At 74.4% G+C, this 15,412-nt stretch carries 17 protein-coding genes; 9 read left to right on the top strand and 8 right to left on the bottom strand.

The window, feature by feature from the left end; translation table 11 throughout:
- Window positions 1-186: 186 nt before the first annotated feature.
- Both AB7J25_RS21645 and AB7J25_RS21640 read left to right on the top strand, forming a co-directional pair.
- Window positions 187-954: an RNA polymerase sigma factor SigF gene (locus AB7J25_RS21645; RefSeq protein WP_428511477.1), complete on the top strand. Its 768-nt coding sequence runs from the start codon at window positions 187-189 to the stop codon at window positions 952-954.
- A gap of 264 nt (window positions 955-1,218) precedes the next feature.
- Window positions 1,219-2,019, top strand: coding sequence for a thioesterase family protein (locus AB7J25_RS21640; protein WP_428511475.1), 801 nt, complete (start codon window positions 1,219-1,221; stop codon window positions 2,017-2,019).
- A gap of 9 nt (window positions 2,020-2,028) precedes the next feature.
- On the opposite strand, the gene hisG is transcribed toward AB7J25_RS21640, so the two are convergent.
- From hisG to AB7J25_RS21625, 3 genes are all read right to left on the bottom strand, one after another.
- Window positions 2,029-2,913, bottom strand: coding sequence for an ATP phosphoribosyltransferase (gene hisG, locus AB7J25_RS21635; protein WP_428511473.1), 885 nt, complete (start codon window positions 2,911-2,913; stop codon window positions 2,029-2,031).
- Between the two features lie 43 nt (window positions 2,914-2,956).
- Window positions 2,957-3,220, bottom strand: a complete 264-nt coding sequence (locus AB7J25_RS21630) for a phosphoribosyl-ATP diphosphatase (protein WP_428511471.1) — start codon at window positions 3,218-3,220, stop codon at window positions 2,957-2,959.
- A gap of 195 nt (window positions 3,221-3,415) precedes the next feature.
- The gene (locus AB7J25_RS21625; RefSeq protein ID WP_428511492.1) at window positions 3,416-4,111 is read right to left on the bottom strand and encodes an HAD family hydrolase; all 696 of its coding nucleotides are present in this window, start codon (window positions 4,109-4,111) and stop codon (window positions 3,416-3,418) included.
- Between the two features lie 128 nt (window positions 4,112-4,239).
- On the opposite strand from AB7J25_RS21625, the gene AB7J25_RS21620 reads away from it, so the two are divergent.
- From AB7J25_RS21620 to AB7J25_RS21610, 3 genes are all read left to right on the top strand, one after another.
- Window positions 4,240-5,142, top strand: coding sequence for a PAC2 family protein (locus tag AB7J25_RS21620; RefSeq protein WP_428511469.1), 903 nt, complete (start codon window positions 4,240-4,242; stop codon window positions 5,140-5,142).
- A gap of 83 nt (window positions 5,143-5,225) precedes the next feature.
- Complete coding sequence (locus AB7J25_RS21615) at window positions 5,226-6,338, top strand: MFS transporter (RefSeq protein WP_428511467.1); 1,113 nt, start codon at window positions 5,226-5,228, stop codon at window positions 6,336-6,338.
- Between the two features lie 43 nt (window positions 6,339-6,381).
- Window positions 6,382-7,701: an FAD-dependent oxidoreductase gene (locus AB7J25_RS21610; RefSeq protein WP_428511465.1), complete on the top strand. Its 1,320-nt coding sequence runs from the start codon at window positions 6,382-6,384 to the stop codon at window positions 7,699-7,701.
- 7 nt (window positions 7,702-7,708) lie between these two features.
- Here AB7J25_RS21610 and AB7J25_RS21605 read toward each other — a convergent pair whose 3' ends face one another.
- The 5 genes from AB7J25_RS21605 to AB7J25_RS21585 all read right to left on the bottom strand — a co-directional run bounded on the left by AB7J25_RS21605 (window position 7,709) and on the right by AB7J25_RS21585 (window position 13,235).
- Entirely contained in the window at window positions 7,709-8,065 is a 357-nt protein-coding gene (locus AB7J25_RS21605; RefSeq protein WP_428511463.1) for a DUF2237 family protein, read from the bottom strand.
- Window positions 8,066-8,206: 141 nt separating this feature from the next.
- Window positions 8,207-9,445, bottom strand: a complete 1,239-nt coding sequence (mshC, locus tag AB7J25_RS21600) for a cysteine--1-D-myo-inosityl 2-amino-2-deoxy-alpha-D-glucopyranoside ligase (RefSeq protein ID WP_428511461.1) — start codon at window positions 9,443-9,445, stop codon at window positions 8,207-8,209.
- Window positions 9,446-9,503: 58 nt separating this feature from the next.
- Window positions 9,504-9,680: a hypothetical protein gene (locus tag AB7J25_RS21595; protein WP_428511459.1), complete on the bottom strand. Its 177-nt coding sequence runs from the start codon at window positions 9,678-9,680 to the stop codon at window positions 9,504-9,506.
- A gap of 59 nt (window positions 9,681-9,739) precedes the next feature.
- Entirely contained in the window at window positions 9,740-11,695 is a 1,956-nt protein-coding gene (locus AB7J25_RS21590; RefSeq protein WP_428511457.1) for a hypothetical protein, read from the bottom strand.
- Between the two features lie 115 nt (window positions 11,696-11,810).
- Window positions 11,811-13,235 carry an ATP-binding protein gene (locus tag AB7J25_RS21585; RefSeq protein WP_428511455.1) on the bottom strand — a complete coding sequence of 475 codons (1,425 nt, stop codon included), beginning with the start codon at window positions 13,233-13,235 and terminating at the stop codon, window positions 11,811-11,813.
- A gap of 113 nt (window positions 13,236-13,348) precedes the next feature.
- Between AB7J25_RS21585 and AB7J25_RS21580 the strand changes: the two genes are divergently transcribed.
- The 4 genes from AB7J25_RS21580 to AB7J25_RS21565 form a co-directional block, all read left to right on the top strand.
- Window positions 13,349-14,050 (top strand): energy-coupling factor ABC transporter permease, encoded by a 702-nt coding sequence (locus AB7J25_RS21580; RefSeq protein ID WP_428511453.1) that lies wholly within the window; start codon window positions 13,349-13,351, stop codon window positions 14,048-14,050.
- Window positions 14,047-14,397 carry a PDGLE domain-containing protein gene (locus AB7J25_RS21575; protein ID WP_428511451.1) on the top strand — a complete coding sequence of 117 codons (351 nt, stop codon included), beginning with the start codon at window positions 14,047-14,049 and terminating at the stop codon, window positions 14,395-14,397. The genes AB7J25_RS21580 and AB7J25_RS21575 overlap by 4 nt, the downstream gene beginning before the upstream one ends.
- A 3-nt stretch (window positions 14,398-14,400) precedes the next feature.
- Complete coding sequence (gene cbiQ / locus AB7J25_RS21570) at window positions 14,401-15,165, top strand: cobalt ECF transporter T component CbiQ (protein ID WP_428511449.1); 765 nt, start codon at window positions 14,401-14,403, stop codon at window positions 15,163-15,165.
- 20 nt (window positions 15,166-15,185) lie between these two features.
- Window positions 15,186-15,412 (top strand): ATP-binding cassette domain-containing protein (locus tag AB7J25_RS21565; RefSeq protein WP_428511447.1); only part of this gene is annotated, 227 nt, incomplete at its 3' end.

Raw genomic sequence — 15,412 nt, 5'->3', positions numbered from 1 at the left:
ACGGAGAGGGCACTGTCGGTCAACTCATCAACCTTCACGGGGAGGCGCAGGGCGACTTACGAACGTACCAGCGTCGGGCACGCCACCTGGGCGCTGCTCCACCCGGCCGAGGTTTTCCGCCTCGGCCCGACGGGGTAGCTCCGAACGTGCACGCCTTCGCCATCCACCCGCGTCTTCGGGAACGTCGTGCCTGACCGGTCCCGGGACTCGGACTACGCGCACCTGGCGCCCGTGTTCGACGAGTTCGCCGGCCTCGAGCCGGAGGACCCGGCCCGGGAGGCGCTGCGCGGCAAGCTCGTCACCGGCTACCTGCCGGTCGTGCAGCACATCGCGCGCCGGTTCGCGGGCCGGGGCGAGCCCGTCGACGACCTGGAGCAGGCCGGCACCGTCGGCCTCATCAACGCCGTGGACCGGTTCGAGCCGTGCCGGGGGGTCGACTTCCTCTCCTATGCCGTGCCCACGATCACCGGCGAGATCCGCCGCCACTTCCGCGACCGGACCTGGTCCATGCGGGTGCCGCGGCGCCTGAAAGACCTCCAGGGTGCCATCACCGGCGCCGTCGGCCAGCTGTCGCAGGAGCTGGGGCGCGCCCCGCGGCCCAGCGAGATCGCCGCCCGCCTCGGCCTGCCCGTGGACGACGTCGTCGAGGGTCTGGACGCGCAGCGCGCCTACCGCTCCAGCTCCCTCGACGAGCTGGTCGCGGGCTCCGACACCACGCTCACCGAGACCCTCGGCGGTGCCGACGCGGAGCTGGAGAAGGTCGAGTACCGCCAGACGCTCGCGCCGCTGCTCGACGAGCTCCCCGACCGGGAACGCACGATCCTGGTGCTGCGGTTCTTCGGCAACATGACCCAGACCCAGATCGCGGACCGCGTGGGGATCTCCCAGATGCACGTCTCCCGGTTGCTCGCGCAGACGGTGGCGCAGCTGCGTCGGCGGATGACGGAGGACTGAGAGCCGGCCCACCGCCCGCACCGGTCCCGCCGCGTCCCGACGTCCGCCTGCCATCCGCGGCACCCCTGTGACGGTGCACAGCAACGGGGCGCCGTGCACACGTTCCACCGTCTGCACGGCGACGTCGCGGTGTGCACGGCACCCGAGGGTGTGCACGGTGCCGTCGTGTCCACGGGTGCCCCCGATCGGGACGCCGACGCGCCCGGACGGCTCGGCGATCCGCCGCAGGATCGCCGGTGCCGGGAAGCAGGCATCATCTGCGACATGGCCCAGCCCCCCGTACCCACCGCCGAGCCGTTCTACCTTCCCCGCGGCGAGGGCCGGTTCCACGCCACCCACTCGACGACCGGGCCGTGGTTCGCCGACGCCCAGCACGCCGGGCCGCCGTCCGCGCTGCTCGTGCGGGCGCTGGAGCGGTCCGCAGGCGTCCCGGACCCGCAGTTCAGCCGGGTGACCTTCGAGATCCTGGGCCCCGTGCCCGCGGGCGATGTGGAGGTGGCGGCGCAGGTGGACCGGGCCGGACGCGCGGTCGAGCTCAGCTCGGCCGTGCTGCACGCGGACGGGCGGGCGGTGATGCGGGCGACGGCGTGGCGCGTGGCGGCGGGCGACACGGCGGTGGCCGCGGTCGGGGACGCGCCGCCGCTGCCGCCGCCGTCGGAGGCGAGGGAGCGCGCCGAACGTCCCGACGGGTGGCTGCCCGGCTACGTGGACGCGATGGAGTGGCGGTGGGTGCACGGCTGGCTGGGCGAGCCCGGGCCGGGCGCGGTGTGGGGGCGGCTGCGGGTGCCGGTGGTGAAGGGCGAGGAGCCGACGCCGCTGCAGCGGCTCGCCGCGCTCGCCGACAGCGCCAACGGCGCGGGTGCGCCGCTGGACATCCGTTCGTGGCTGTTCGTCAACACCGACCTGACGCTGCATCTGCACCGGATGCCGGTCGGCGAGTGGATGGCGGTCGACGCCGCCACCGTCGTCGGCCCCACCGGGATGGGCACCGCGGCGGCGGCCCTGCACGACGAGCGCGGCCACCTCGGCCGCTGCGCGCAGGCGCTGATCGTGCGCCCGCGCTGACGGGAGGGGTCAGAGGCCGTTGGCGTCGATGGCCCGGCAGGACCGGATGTCCGTGGTGAGGATCGCCTTCGCGCCGATGTGGGCGAGCTTGTCCATCGCGGTGTTGACGCCCCGGCGCTCCACCATGGCCCGGACGGCACACCATGCCGGATCCGACAGCGGGGAGATCGTCGGCGCCTGCAGCCCGGGCGTGATGACCTTGGCCTGCTCCAGGATGTCCCGGGGGCAGTCGTACTCGATCATCAGGTAGCGGCGGGCCAGCACGACGCCGCGGAGGCGCTCGGTGAACACCGCCTTGGCCCGCCGGACGTCGTCGGTGTCGATGCGGTCCGGCCGCGACTCGCGCTCGATGAGCGCCGCCTCGGACTCCGCGATCGGCTCGCCGAAGGGCTTGAGGTTGTGCTGGCGCAGTGTCCGCCCGGACGACACGACGTCCGCCACGGCGTCCGCGAGGCCGAGCTGCACCGAGATCTCGACGGCGCCGTCCAGCTTGACGATCTCCGCCCGGATGCGGTTGCGCGCGAGGTGCGCCCGGACGAGGTGTGGGTAGGAGGTGGCGATGCGCTTGCCGTCCAGGTCCTCGAGCTTCCACTCCAGCCGGTCGTCGCAGGCGAAGCGGAACTTCGAGTGGCCGAACCCGAGGTCGAGCACCTTCTGGACCTGCTTGCCGGACTCCTCCATGAGGTCCGCCCCGGTGATCCCCAGTTGGAGGTCGCCGGAGCCGACGTAGGTGGAGATGTCCTTGGGACGCAGGTAGAAGAACTCGATCTGGTTCTCCTCGTCGAGCATGCTCAGGTCGCGCGCGTCGGTGCGCTGCCGGTAGCCCGCCTCGCGCATCATGACGGCGGCGGGCTCGGCGAGGGTCCCCTTGTTCGGGAGGGCGACGCGGAGCATCGGTGTCTCCTGGTTGGTGCGTGTGTGGCTCGTGCCGGGCGGACTAGAGGAACTTGTAGACGTCGTCGAGCGTCAGCCCACGACCGATCATGATCACTTGCGCCCGGTAGAGCAACTGTGAGATCTCCTCGGCGAGCGCGGCGTCGTCCTCGTGCTCGGCGGCCAGCCATACCTCGCCGGCCTCTTCGAGCAGCTTCTTGCCCTGCGCGTGCACGCCGGCGTCCAGCGCGTCGACGGTGCCCGACGACGCCGGCCTCTCCGCCGCCTTGTGGCTGAGCTCGGCGAAGAGCTCGTCGAAGGTCTTCACGTGTCCCCTCCCCCAACTTCTGTTTCCAGTGTCATCTGCGTGGTTCCCGAATCTCCCGAAAGGCCCGGGTCCGTCGTCCGCCGGACGCTCGCGTGCGCCCGGCGGACGACGGATCCCCTGGTCAGGACGGCACCGAACGGCCCAATCCTCCGACGAGAGGCAGTCCCAGGGAGATCAACGGTCCTCTCCGTCCGGTCAGGCGGCGGATCGCGTGTGGACGCGATGCAGCGTGGCCGCGACCACGGCGGGCGTGAGCCCCTCCAGCGAACGGCGCTCGACGCGGCGCGGCCCCGCGGGGACCGGCACCTCGCAGGGCACGACCAGGACCGCCGCCCCGGCTCGCTCGGCGGCCAGGGCACCCGTCGGCGAGTCCTCGATCGCGACACAGGCCTGCACCGGTACGCCGAGCAGCTCGGCCGCCCGGTGGTAGATGTCGGGCCGCGGCTTGCCGTGGGCCACCTCGTCCCCGCAGACGGTGACGTCGAAGTGCTCGCGGCCGATCGCGGGCAGCACCAGCTCGGTCAGGTCCCGCTCGGTGTTCGTGACGAGCGCCGTGGCCCAGCCCGCCGCCTTGACGACCCGCAGCGCCTCGCGCGCCCCGGCCCGCCACTCGAGACCGGCGGCGAACAGCTCCCCGGTGCGGCGGACGAGCTCGTCGCGGGCCCGGGCGAGCGCCGCGGGCCGCCGCGCCAGGCCGAGGTCTGCGAACAGGACGTCGAGCGTGTCGGCCATGTTCGAGCCGACGACGGCCTCGCGGGCGGCGGCGCTCAGCTCCCCGCCCAGCCAGGCGGCCGTCTCGCGCAGCGACACCGTCCAGACCTTCTCGGAGTCCACGAGCGTGCCGTCCATGTCCCACAGGACGGCCGCGACTCCGTGCGGCCGCCCGTCGATCGTGGACGCGGCGGGACGGCCGGGGCGGGGATCGCAGGCGGGCTCGTCGGTGGAGGTCACCACACCACCGTAACCTCCGAGCGGGGCGTATCCGGCGTGCACGCCGCCGCCGCCCGTAGGCTGGACCGATGACCGACCGCCAGCCGCGCCCCGACCGGGGGCCCCACGTGCCCGAGCTGGTCGACCCGGTGATGATCACCGCGTTCGAGGGGTGGAACGACGCGGGAGAGGCCGCGAGCACGGCGCTCGAGCACCTCGAGCTGACCTGGGACGCCACGCACCTCGCCGCGATCGACCCGGAGGAGTACTACGACTTCCAGGTCACCCGGCCGCACGTGCGCCACGCGGGCGGCGTCACCCGGCGCATCGAGTGGCAGACCACACGGCTGTCCGTGTGCCGCCTGCCCGGCACCGGACGCCACGCCGTGCTCGTCAACGGGATCGAGCCGAACCTGCGCTGGCGCACGTTCTGCGCCGAGCTGATGGAGCACGTGGACCGGCTGGGGATCACCAAGGTCGTGAACCTGGGCGCGCTGCTGACCGACGTCCCCCACACCCGGCCCACGCCGGTGAGCGGGATCACCCACGACCCGTCGGCGGTGGAGTCGCTGCGCGTCGAGCCGTCGAGCTACGAGGGGCCGACCGGGATCGTCGGGGTGTGGCACGACGCGTGCGTGAACGCCGGCGTCCCGGTGGTGTCGTTCTGGGCGGCGGTGCCCCACTACGTCGGCCAGACGAAGGTGCCGAAGGCGGCCGTGGCGCTGCTGCACCGCGTGGAGGAGGTCCTCGACGTCGAGGTGCCGCTCGGCGGGCTGCCGGAGCAGGCCGAGGAGTGGGAGCGCACGGTGAGCGAGATGGCCGAGGCGGACGACGAGGTGCGCGACTACGTGCGCCAGCTGGAGGAGCAGGCCGAGGCCGAGTCGGCCGTCGCCGACCTGGACGCCGACATGGACGGCGCCAGCGGGGACGCGATCGCGGCGGACTTCGAGCGCTACCTGCGCCGCCGGGGCAGCGGCGGTCCGGGCAGCTGACCGCCCGCCGGGAGGCGCTCGCCCGGGCGGGTCTCTACCTCGGGGGGTTCCTCGGGCCGTTCGGCGGCGGGCTCACGGTCGCGATGCTTCCCGAGCTGGGAGCCTCGTTCGGCACGACCGCCGAGGCCGCCACCGTCACCGTCACGGCGTACCTGCTGCCGTTCGCGGTGCTCATGCTCGTGTCGGGGACGCTCGGGGAGCGGTGGGGTCGGCGGCGGACGGTCGTGGCCGGCTACGTCGTGTACGTGCTGGCGTCGCTCGCCTGCGCGCTCGCGCCGACGATGCCGCAGCTGCTGGCCGCGCGTGGACTGCAGGGCGCGGCCAACGCGTTCACCACGCCGCTCGTGCTCGCCACGCTCGGCGCCACCGTGGCGCCGCAGCGGATGGGGCGGGCGCTGGGCTGGTTCGGGGCCCTGCAGGCGTTCGGGCAGACGTCCGCACCGCTGGTCGGGGGTCTCGCGGCGGAGCTGGACTGGCGCCTCGCGTTCGTGGGCACGGCGGTCGTCGCCGGGGGGCTCGCCGTCGTCGGGCTGCCGGCCGAGCCCCGCGACCCCGGCTCGGGCCCGCCGCCGCCCGCGCGGCTCGCGACGGCGCTGCGGCCGCGGGTGTTGCGGCTCGGGCTCGTCGCCGCGATCGGGTGGGGCTGCCTGGCCGGGCTGGGCTTCCTCGTGGCGCTGCGGCTGGAGGCGGACTTCGGGGCGGGCGCCGGCACCCGGGGTCTGGTGCTGACCTGCCTGGGCGCGGTCGGCATGCTCGCCGCCCGGTTCGTCGGGGGGCTCGCGGACCGCGTCGGGCCTCGCCGGTGCGTGCTGACCGGGGCGGGGCTCGGGGCGCTGCTCGTGGTCGGCATCGGCCTCGCGCCGGACCTGCTGCTGGTCGGTGCGCTCTGGGCGCTCGGCGGGGTCGCCACCCAGCTCGTCCTGGTCGGGGTGAACCTGCTCGTGCTCGGCGGGCCGGAGGGCAACCGCGGTGGGGCGATGTCGGTGGTGCTCTCCGTGCGGTTCCTCGGCGGGAGCCTCGCCCCCGTGGCGTTGACGCCGGTGTACGCGAGCCGGCCGGTCGCCGGGTTCCTGCTGCCCGCCGTGCTGATCGTCGCGCTCGTGCCGCTGCTGCTGCCCGGCCCGTCTCGGCCGCCGGGGACAGACCCGACGTCCCCGCGGGCCAGGGATCGCGACGGCGGGCCCGCGCCGGGATAACGTCGAGCCGACCGGACCGCCCGGAGTCGAGCGGGGAGGAACCATGGCCGAGCGAGCGAGCTACGACTGCGTCGTCGTGGGCAGCGGCCCGGGTGGGGCCACGGTCGCGCGCGAGCTGGCCCGAGGCGGTGCCCGGGTGCTCGTCGTCGAGCGGGGCAGCGCCGACCCGCCGAGCGGCCGGGCCGGGCAGATGCTGCGGGAGCTCTTCGTGCCGCGCCGCAGCGCCCACCTGACCGGATCGGTGCTGGTGCTGGGTGCGGCCACCCTGGGCGGCAGCTCGATGTACTTCTTCGGCACCGCGTGGGAGCCGCCGCACGACGTCCTCGCGCCGCACGGCCTGGACCTGCGGGCCGACGCGGACGCCCTGCGCACCGAGCTGGGCCCGGCGCCGCTGCCGCGCGAGCTGCTCGGTCCCCGGGCGCGCATCGTGGCGGACGCCGCCGGATCGATCGGGCTGGAGTGGGCGGCCCTGCCGAAGTTCGTGGACCAGGACCGGCTGCGCCGCGACGGCCTCGGCGCGTACCGGGCCGCCCGCTGGACGGCCCGGGAGTTCGTCGCGGACGCGGTGGCGGCGGGGGCGCGGGTGGCCACCGGGGCGACGGTGCGCCGGGTGCTGGTCTCCGGTGGGACGGCCACAGGCGTGGAGGTGGCCGCGGGCTCGCGGCGGGTGCAGGTGCGCGCGGACCTCGTGGTGCTCGCCGCGGGTGGCCTCGGATCGCCGATGCTGCTGCGGACGGCTGGGATCGCGGAGGCGGGCCGAGATTTCTTCTACGACCCCGTGCTGGCCGTCACGGGCTCCGTCGCCGGGCTGGACGCCGGGCCCGAGCCGCCGATGCTGGGCGCGGTCGACCGGCTCTGCGACGGCTATCTGCTCACCGACCTGTGCCGCCCGCGGTGGCTGCACAACGCCTTCACCGTCGCGGCCGGGCGCCCGGACCGGGTGTTCGCGTACCGCTCGTCGGTGACCGTGATGGTCAAGGCGCGCGACCTGCTCAGCGGCCGGCTGACCGCCCGCGGCGGGGTGGCCAAGCCGCTGATCGGCCCGGACCGTGCGGTGCTCGCCCGCGGTGCGGCGCAGGCCCGCGAGATCCTGCGCGCGGCCGGTGCGCGCGCCGTCCACCAGGCCGGGTACGTCGCCGTGCACCCCGGCGGGACGGCGAAGGTCGGCGACGTCGTCGACACCGACCTGCGCACGAGCGTGCCCGGGCTGTACGTGTGCGACGCGTCGGTGATCCCCGTCGCCTGGGGGATGCCGCCGACCTTCACGGTCATGGCGCTGGGCAGGCGGCTGGGCCGGCACCTGCTGGGTGCGGCGGATGCGCTGCCCGCGAAGCGCGCGGGGTCGGCGGACCGGACCGGCTGAGCAGCCGCTATCCCGCGTGCCGCTTCAGGTCGGCGAGGTCGATCCACTCCAGGGTGCGGGCGTGCGTCGCCTCCAGCACCACCGGCGGGGCCACGTCGGCGGCCAGTGCCTCGGCCCAGCGGCTCGCGCACAGGCACCACCGGTCCCCCGGGCGCAGCCCGCGGAAGCCGAGCTCAGGGCGCGGGGTGCTGAGATCGTTGCCCCGCTCGGCGCTGAACGCGAGGAACTCCGCGGTGACCCGCGCGCAGACGGTGTGCACGCCGAGGTCCTCGGCGCCGGTGTCGCAACAGCCGGTGCGGTAGAACCCGGTCATCGGGTCGGTGCCGCAGGGCTCCAGCTCACCGCCCAGCACGTTGTGCGCCATGCCGGGAGGGTGCCAGGCCCTCGGCGCACCCGCGCGGGCGGCCCTACCCCGAGCCGGACCGGCCGAGAGGAACGTCAGCGGGGTTCGCCGCGCGGTGGGCCCCGCTGGTGTGACGCTCGACCGCGGCGGTCGCCGCCCGGATCAGAGCGCCACGCCGAGCAGGGCGTCGACGGCGGTGCGCACGAGGGCGGGCGCGGCGGCGTCGGTCCCGCGGCGCTCCAGCGCCTCGGCCGCCCACGCGTCGACGGCCGCGAGCGCGCGCGGGGTGTCGAGGTCGTCGGCGAGGTGCGTGCGCAGCCGCGCCACCAGGTCCTCCCCGGGTGGACCGGCGGCGAGCGAGACGGCGTCGCGCCACCGCTCCAGCCGCTCCTGTGCCGTCGCCAGCAGCTCCGGCGTGTACGGGCGGTCGCTGCGGTAGTGCCCGGCGAGCAGGGCCAGCCGGATCGCGTTCGGGTCGACGTCCTGCGCCCGCAGCTTCGAGACGAACACCAGGTTGCCCCGCGACTTCGACATCTTCTCGCCGTCCAGCCCGATCATCCCGGTGTGGACGTAGTGGCGGGCGAACGGGTGCACGCCCGTGTGCGCCTCGGCGTGGGCCGCTCCGCACTCGTGGTGCGGGAAGATCAGGTCCGACCCGCCGCCGTTGACGTCGATCTGCGGACCGAGCCGGTTCAGGGCGATCGCGGCACACTCCACGTGCCACCCGGGACGTCCCGCGCCGAGGTTCGACTCCCACGACGGCTCGCCGGGCCGCGCCATCCGCCACAGCAGGGGATCGGTGGGGTGGCGCTTGCCGGGCCGGTCCGGGTCGCCGCCGCGCTCGCGGGCGATCTCGATCATCGTGGCCTCGTCGTAGTTCGACTCGTAGCCGAACCGCCCCGTCACCGACACGTCGAAGTAGACGTCGGGGTACTCCGGGTCGTCCACCCGGTACGCCGCCCCCGCGGCGAGCAGCTTGCCGACCAGCTCGGCGATCTCCCCCATCGCCTCGACGGCGCCGATGTAGTGGCGCGGCGGGAGCACCCGCAGGGCCTCCATGTCCTCGCGGAACAGCGCCGTCTCCCGCATCCCGAGCACGACCCAGTCGTCCTGGTCGCGGGCGGCGCGCTCCAGCAGCGGGTCGTCGATGTCGGTGACGTTCTGCACATAGTGCACGTCGTGGCCGAGATCGCGCCACACGCGGTTCACCAGGTCGAACGCGAGGTAGGTTGCGGCGTGGCCGAGGTGCGTGGCGTCGTAGGGGGTGATCCCGCAGACGTACATCGTGGCGGTGGGACCGGGAGCCGTCGGCCGCACCTGCGCGGTCGCCGTGTCGTAGAGCCGCAACGGCGGGCCCGCTCCGTCGAGCCGGGGGAGATCCACGGCAGCCCACGTGTCCATGCCCGACAACCTACGCGGCACCGTCCGGCCGGGGCGTAGCGCTCATCGGCAGAAGCGCTCACCAGTACTCCGCAGGCAGGCCCGACTCGATGTCGCGGGCGTGCCGGCGCGTGCAGTCCGGGCAGATCGCCCGCACCCGGCCGTCCGGCTCTCGCTCGACGGCCCACATCAGCGCGATCGGGTCCTCCGGGTCCCGTGGGCGCCCGCAGACCCGGCAGCTCTCCACGTCCGTCACCGCCCCATCGTGGCCCGGGTCCGGTGCGGGCCGTTCCGTGCAGGCTCGCCGACCGCTGATCAGCGCCGGGACCGCAGGTAGTCGGCGACCACCTCGGCCCCCAGCCCGTCCAGGCTCGGTGCGACGACGCGGCCGCCGCACCGGCGGGCGACGGAGTCCACGAAGCGGGCCAGCCGGGGATCGTCGCCGAGGATGAAGAACGTCACGGACGCCTGCAGGTTCGCCACCCGGTCGATCTCGCCGACCGTGGCGCGCAGCGTCTCGGGGCTCGGCGGGTAGTCGAAGACCGCGTGACCGTCCGGTTCCAGGTGCGCCGTCGGCTCGCCGTCGGTGACCACGAGGACGACGGGGCGGGCGTCGGGATGGCGGCGCAGGTGCTGCCCGGCGAGCAGGAGGGCGTGGTGCAGGTTGGTGCCCTGCTCCCAGGCGCCCTCCAGGCCGACCAGCTCCCCCAGCTCGACGCTGCGGGCGTGGCGGCCGAACGTGATCAGCTTCAGGTCGTCCCCGCGGAAGCGGGTGGAGACGAGCTGGTGCAGCGCGAGCGCCGTGCGCTTCATCGGCACCCAGCGGCCGTCCTGCACCATCGACCAGGACGTGTCGACGCACAGTGCGACCGCCGCCCGGGTGCGCTGCTCGGTCTCGACGATCTCCACGTCCGTGACGTCGAGGCGGCGCTCGTCGCCGCCCGCCCGGCGCAGGAGCGCGTTCGTCAGGGTGCGGGGGACGTTCCACGCCTCGGTGTCGCCGAACGCCCACGGCCGCGACGCCCCGGTGGGCTCCCCCGCCGAGCCGCTGCGCCGCGTGGCGCGCTCGCCGCCGCGGCCACCGATGCGGTCCACGACGTCGCGGAGCGCCGACTCCCCGAGCCGGCGCAGCGCCTTCGGCGACAGACGCAGCGACCCGTCCGGCAGCCGCTCGAACAGGCCCTGGCGTTGCAGCTCGCGTTCCAGGTCCGCGAGCGCCCGGGCGTCGACGCGGGCCTGCTCGCCGAGCGCGGCCTCCAGCGCGTCGAGGTCGACGTCCTCCATGCGCGCACCGGGATAGCTCTGGGCGAGCTGCTCGGCGAGCGCGTCCAGCCGCCCGAGCTCCTCCAGCGCGCGGGTGGCCTCGCCCATCCCGAGCGGGTTGTCGCCGCGGAACCGCCCGCGGCCCAGCCAGTCCTCGCCGGGGCGCAGGCCCTGCAGCTGGGCGTCGAGCTCGCCGAGAGCCTGCGCGAGGCGCGGATCGCCGAACGCCTGCTGCGACAGCTCCGCGAGCTCCGCGCGCTGCTCGGCCGACATCGAGTTGAGCATCCGCTGGGCGGCCGCGGCGCGCTCGGCGAGGAGATCGACGAGTTCCTCGGTGGTGCGCGGGTTCTCCGGGAAGAACTCGCCGTGGCGGCGCATGAACTCGGCGAACTGCTCCGTGGTGTCGCGGCCCTGCGCGTGCTGGGCCAACAGGGCGTTGAGGTCGTCGAGCATCTCGCGGATGCGCTCGACGTCCTGCGGCGTCGCGTTCTCCAGGGCCTGCTTCATCCCGGCGAAGCGCTGGTCCAGCAGCTCGCGCCCGAGCAGGTCACGGATCTCCTCGTACGCCTCGCGGGCCTCGCTGGAGCGCCAGTCGTAGGAGTCCAGCTCGCGCACCGCCCCGCCGGTGTCCGACGGCAGCGCGTCGAGCTGCATCTCCCGGAACCGGGCGTCGTCGGAGTCGTCGGCGTCGTCACTGCCCAGCGCGTCCCGCTCGGCGTCGAGGGCACGCTGCAGCAGCTCGCGGACCTGCTGCAGCGTGCCGTCGAGCCGGTTCTGCCGCTGCAGGCGGCTGCGGCGTTGCCAGATCTCGCGGGTCAGCTCGTCCAGCCCGCGCCTGCCGTCCAGTCCGCGGCGCAGCAGCTCCTGCAACGCCGTGCGCGGCGAGGAGCCCTCCATCACGTCGCGGCCGATCTGCTCCATGGCCGACCGCAGGTCCAGCGGCGCGGCCAGCGGATCGGGCCCGTCGACGTAGCGGCCGTAGCGGTAGCCGGGGCGTCGTCTGCTCATCGGCGTCCACGCTACGCCGCAGGAACCCCGAGGCCCCCGTCGAGAACGACGTTGTGCAGCCTGGAACGCCCTGTTGATCAGCGCAAGGTCGTTCTCGACGGGGGGACCCGGGTGCTCAGCCGTAGGAGACGGTGTCGTCGTCCGCGGTGTCCTTCGCCAGCCGCCGCGTGAGGAACAGCAGCTCCAGCGCCAGCTCGGCCGCGGACGCCATCGGGCCGGGGTCCTCGGTGCCGGCCGCGCCGAGCCGTCGCGCGATCTCGGTGAGCACCGGCACCTGCGGCAGTGCGCGCACGACCTCGGCCGCCGGGACGCGTTCCCCCGTGCGCACCGGCGACTCGGCGACCGCCTCGGCGAGCGGCGTGAGGTCCAGCCCCCGCAGCCGGGCCCGCGCCGTGTCCGCGGTGGCGCGCCGCAGCAGATGCTCGAGGTGCTCGGACTCGCGGCCCTCCTCACCGGAGGCGAACTCCAGCTTGCCCCGCAGGACGTCAGGGACGGCCTCCAGGTCGACCGGACGGGCCGTCGCGCCCTCCTCGCCGGTGATCGCGGCGCGCCGCAGCGCTGAGGCGGCCACCGTCTCCGCGGCGGCGACGGCGAAGCGTGCCGACACCCCGGAGCCCTGGTCGATCGCGCTGGACTCGCGCAGCGCGCGGGTGAGCCGCGCGACCACCTCCACGAGGTGTGCCGGGACGTCCGCGCGCAGCCGCGCCTCCTGGCGGACGAGCGCGACCTCGTCACCCAGCTCCAGCGGGTAGTGCGTGCGCACCTCGGCACCGAAGCGGTCCTTGAGCGGGGTGATGATCCGCCCGCGGTTGGTGTAGTCCTCGGGGTTCGCGCTGGCGACGAGCAGGACGTCCAGGGGCAGGCGCAGCGTGTAGCCGCGGACCTGGATGTCGCGCTCCTCCATGACGTTGAGCAGGGCCACCTGGATGCGCTCGGCGAGGTCGGGCAGCTCGTTGATCGCGACGATGCCGCGGTGGGCGCGGGGCACGAGGCCGTAGTGGATGGTCTCGGGATCGCCGAGGGAGCGGCCCTCGGCGACCTTCACGGGATCGACGTCGCCGATGAGGTCCGCGACCGCGGTGTCCGGCGTGGCGAGCTTCTCGGTGTAGCGCTCGTCGCGGTGACGCCAGGCCACGGGCAGCTCGTCGCCCAGCTCGGCGGCGCGCCGCCGGGAGACCGGCGTGATCGGCTCGTACGGGTGCTCGCCGAGCTCCGAGCCCGCGATGACGGGCGTCCACTCGTCGAGCAGCCCGACGAGCGAGCGCAGCAGCCGCGTCTTGCCCTGGCCGCGCTCCCCCAGCAGCACCACGTCGTGGCCCGCGATGAGGGCCCGCTCCAGTTGCGGCAGCACCGTGGACTCGAACCCGACGATGCCGGGCCAGGGATCGGCGCCGGCGCGCAGCGCGGCGAGCAGGTTGACGCGGATCTCGTCCTTGACGGACCGGGCTTCGTGGCCGGTGGCGCGCAGGGCGCCGAGGGTGGCGGGCAGGTCCGGGGCGGGAGTCGCTACGGGCACGCCTGACACGCTACGCCCCGCCATCGGCAAACTTGTGGCATAAGTCTGGCGATTGCTGATAGGGGGCGACTAGCCTATGGCGACCCTGTTCCCCGATTCGACGGGAGCCCATGGTGGACGCGATCCTCGCCATGCACATGAGCGACGGACTGATCAACGGCCCCGTGGCCGCCGCGTGCGGCCTGATCGCGATCGTCATGCTCGCGATCGCCGTGGTCCGCGCCCGCTCCGACCTCGACGATCGCACGGCGCCGATGGCGGGGCTGGTCACCGCGTTCGTCTTCGCGGTCCAGATGATCAACTTTCCGATCCTGCCGGGCGCCAGCGGGCACCTGCTCGGCGGTGCGCTCGTCGCGATCCTGGTCGGCCCCTGGGTGGGCATGATCTGCATCTCGATCGTGCTGGCCGTCCAGGCCCTCCTGTTCGCCGACGGTGGGCTCACCGCGCTGGGCGCGAACATCGTGAACATGGCGATCATCAGCGTGTTCGTCGGCTACGGGGTGGCGATGCTGATGCGCGGGGCCGCCCGGCGCAGCCGCGGTGGCCTGCTCGCCACCGCGTTCCTCGCCGCGCTCCTCGGTACCGTCGCCGCCTCGCTCGGGTTCGTCGTCGAGTACGCGATCGGCGGCGCGGGTGGCGCCTCGCTCGGCACCGTGTTCGTGCTGATGGTCGGCTTCCACGTCCTCATCGGGATCGGCGAGGGCGTGATCACCGCGGCGACGGTCGGAGCTGTCGCGGCCATCCGGCCCGACCTCGTGTACCTCCTGCGTGGCTCCGGCCCCGCACTCGAGCTGCGCGGAAAGTCCACCAGCGACGTCACCGAGGAGAGCGCGTCGTGACCACCTCCACCTCCACCACCAAGGGCGTCCGGTTCTACGTCGGGTTCCTGCTCGTCGCGCTGATCATCGCGGGCGGTGTGTCGTACTTCGCGAGCAGCTCCCCGGACGGGCTGGACAGCGTGACGCTGCACGGGTGTGTGCTCAACGCGGACGGTGAGCCCGAGGCGGGCACGTGCATCGCCCAGAACGCCACCGACCACCACCTCGCCGAGAGCCCGTTCGCGGACTACGCGCTCTTCGGCGGCGACGGGACCGTCGGGGCGGCCGGCGTCGTCGGAGTCCTGGTCTGCGTGGTCGTCGCCGGCGGGCTGTTCTGGCTGCTCCGCCGCCGCACGCCGAACAGCTGAGTCGTGGGTGCCGGACACGCCCATCCGCTGTACCGGCCGGGAACGTCCCCGGTCCACCGGCTCCCGGCCGAGGTCAAGATCGTCGCGGCGTTCCTGGGTGTGGTGTGCGTGGTCGCCACGCCGCGCGAGGCGTTCGCGGTCTTCGGCGGCTACCTGCTGCTGCTCGCCGCCGTGTGGGTGGCCGCGCAGATACCGCCGGGATGGATCGCCCGGCGCGCGCTGATCGAAGCGCCGTTCGTGGTCCTCGCGGTGCTGCTGCCGTTCGCCGAGGGCGGGCCGACCGTCGAGTGGCTGGGCCTCACGCTGTCCGAGCACGGCCTGCTCGCCGCGTGGAACATCCTCGTCAAGGGGACGCTGGGCGTGCTCACCTCGCTCACGCTCGCCGCCACCACGCCGCTGCGCGACCTACTGCTGGGCATGCAGCGGCTGCACGCCCCGGACCTGGTGGTGACGATCGCGACGCTCATGCTGCGCTACGTCGACGTCATCGCGGGCGAGGCCCGGCGGATGCGCCTGGCCCGGATCGCCCGCGGCCACGACCCGAGGTTCCTCTGGCAGGCCGGGGCGACGGCGCGAGGCATTGGGAGCCTGTTCGTCCGCTCGTACGAGCGCGGCGAGCGGGTGCACCTCGCGATGCTCTCCCGCGGCTGGACGGGCTCGATGCCCCCGCTCGACACCGCCACCACCACCCGCCGGGACTGGATGGTCGGGCTCGCGCCGGTCGCCGTCGCCGCGGCGCTCGCCGTCGCCGGCTGGGTCACGACCTGAACGAGGAGGACGAGCCCGTGGTGCAGCCCCTACCCGCAGCGGAGCCGGCGGATCGGACGGCCGTCCCGCCGTCACTGGAGGTCGCCCGGCTCGCCTACGCCTACCCGGACGGGCACCAGGCCCTCTACGGGGTCGACCTGCGCATCGAACGCGGCGAGCGGGTGGCGCTGCTCGGTCCGAACGGCGCGGGGAAGACGACGCTCGTGCTGCACCTCAACGGGATCCTCACCGGCGGCCACGGCAGCGT

The sequence above is a fragment of the Pseudonocardia sp. genome (genome assembly GCF_050246655.1).
GTDB lineage: Bacteria > Actinomycetota > Actinomycetes > Mycobacteriales > Pseudonocardiaceae > Pseudonocardia.
The sequence above is the reverse complement of the archived record's forward strand: the minus strand, read 5'-3'. Positions and strand labels throughout refer to the sequence as shown.

Bases quoted from the DNA above. Each gene is read 5' to 3' on its own strand.
- AB7J25_RS21620 (WP_428511469.1), top strand. From the start codon at position 4,240: ATGACCGACCGCCAGCCGCGCCCCGACCGGGGGCCCCACGTGCCCGAG.
- AB7J25_RS21610 (WP_428511465.1), top strand. From the start codon at position 6,382: ATGGCCGAGCGAGCGAGCTACGACTGCGTCGTCGTGGGCAGCGGCCCG.
- AB7J25_RS21590 (WP_428511457.1), bottom strand. From the start codon at position 11,695: ATGAGCAGACGACGCCCCGGCTACCGCTACGGCCGCTACGTCGACGGG.
- AB7J25_RS21605 (WP_428511463.1), bottom strand. From the start codon at position 8,065: ATGGCGCACAACGTGCTGGGCGGTGAGCTGGAGCCCTGCGGCACCGAC.
- AB7J25_RS21615 (WP_428511467.1), top strand. From the start codon at position 5,226: ATGCTTCCCGAGCTGGGAGCCTCGTTCGGCACGACCGCCGAGGCCGCC.
- AB7J25_RS21640 (WP_428511475.1), top strand. From the start codon at position 1,219: ATGGCCCAGCCCCCCGTACCCACCGCCGAGCCGTTCTACCTTCCCCGC.
- AB7J25_RS21580 (WP_428511453.1), top strand. From the start codon at position 13,349: ATGAGCGACGGACTGATCAACGGCCCCGTGGCCGCCGCGTGCGGCCTG.
- hisG (WP_428511473.1), bottom strand. From the start codon at position 2,913: ATGCTCCGCGTCGCCCTCCCGAACAAGGGGACCCTCGCCGAGCCCGCC.
- mshC (WP_428511461.1), bottom strand. From the start codon at position 9,445: ATGGACACGTGGGCTGCCGTGGATCTCCCCCGGCTCGACGGAGCGGGC.
- AB7J25_RS21585 (WP_428511455.1), bottom strand. From the start codon at position 13,235: ATGGCGGGGCGTAGCGTGTCAGGCGTGCCCGTAGCGACTCCCGCCCCG.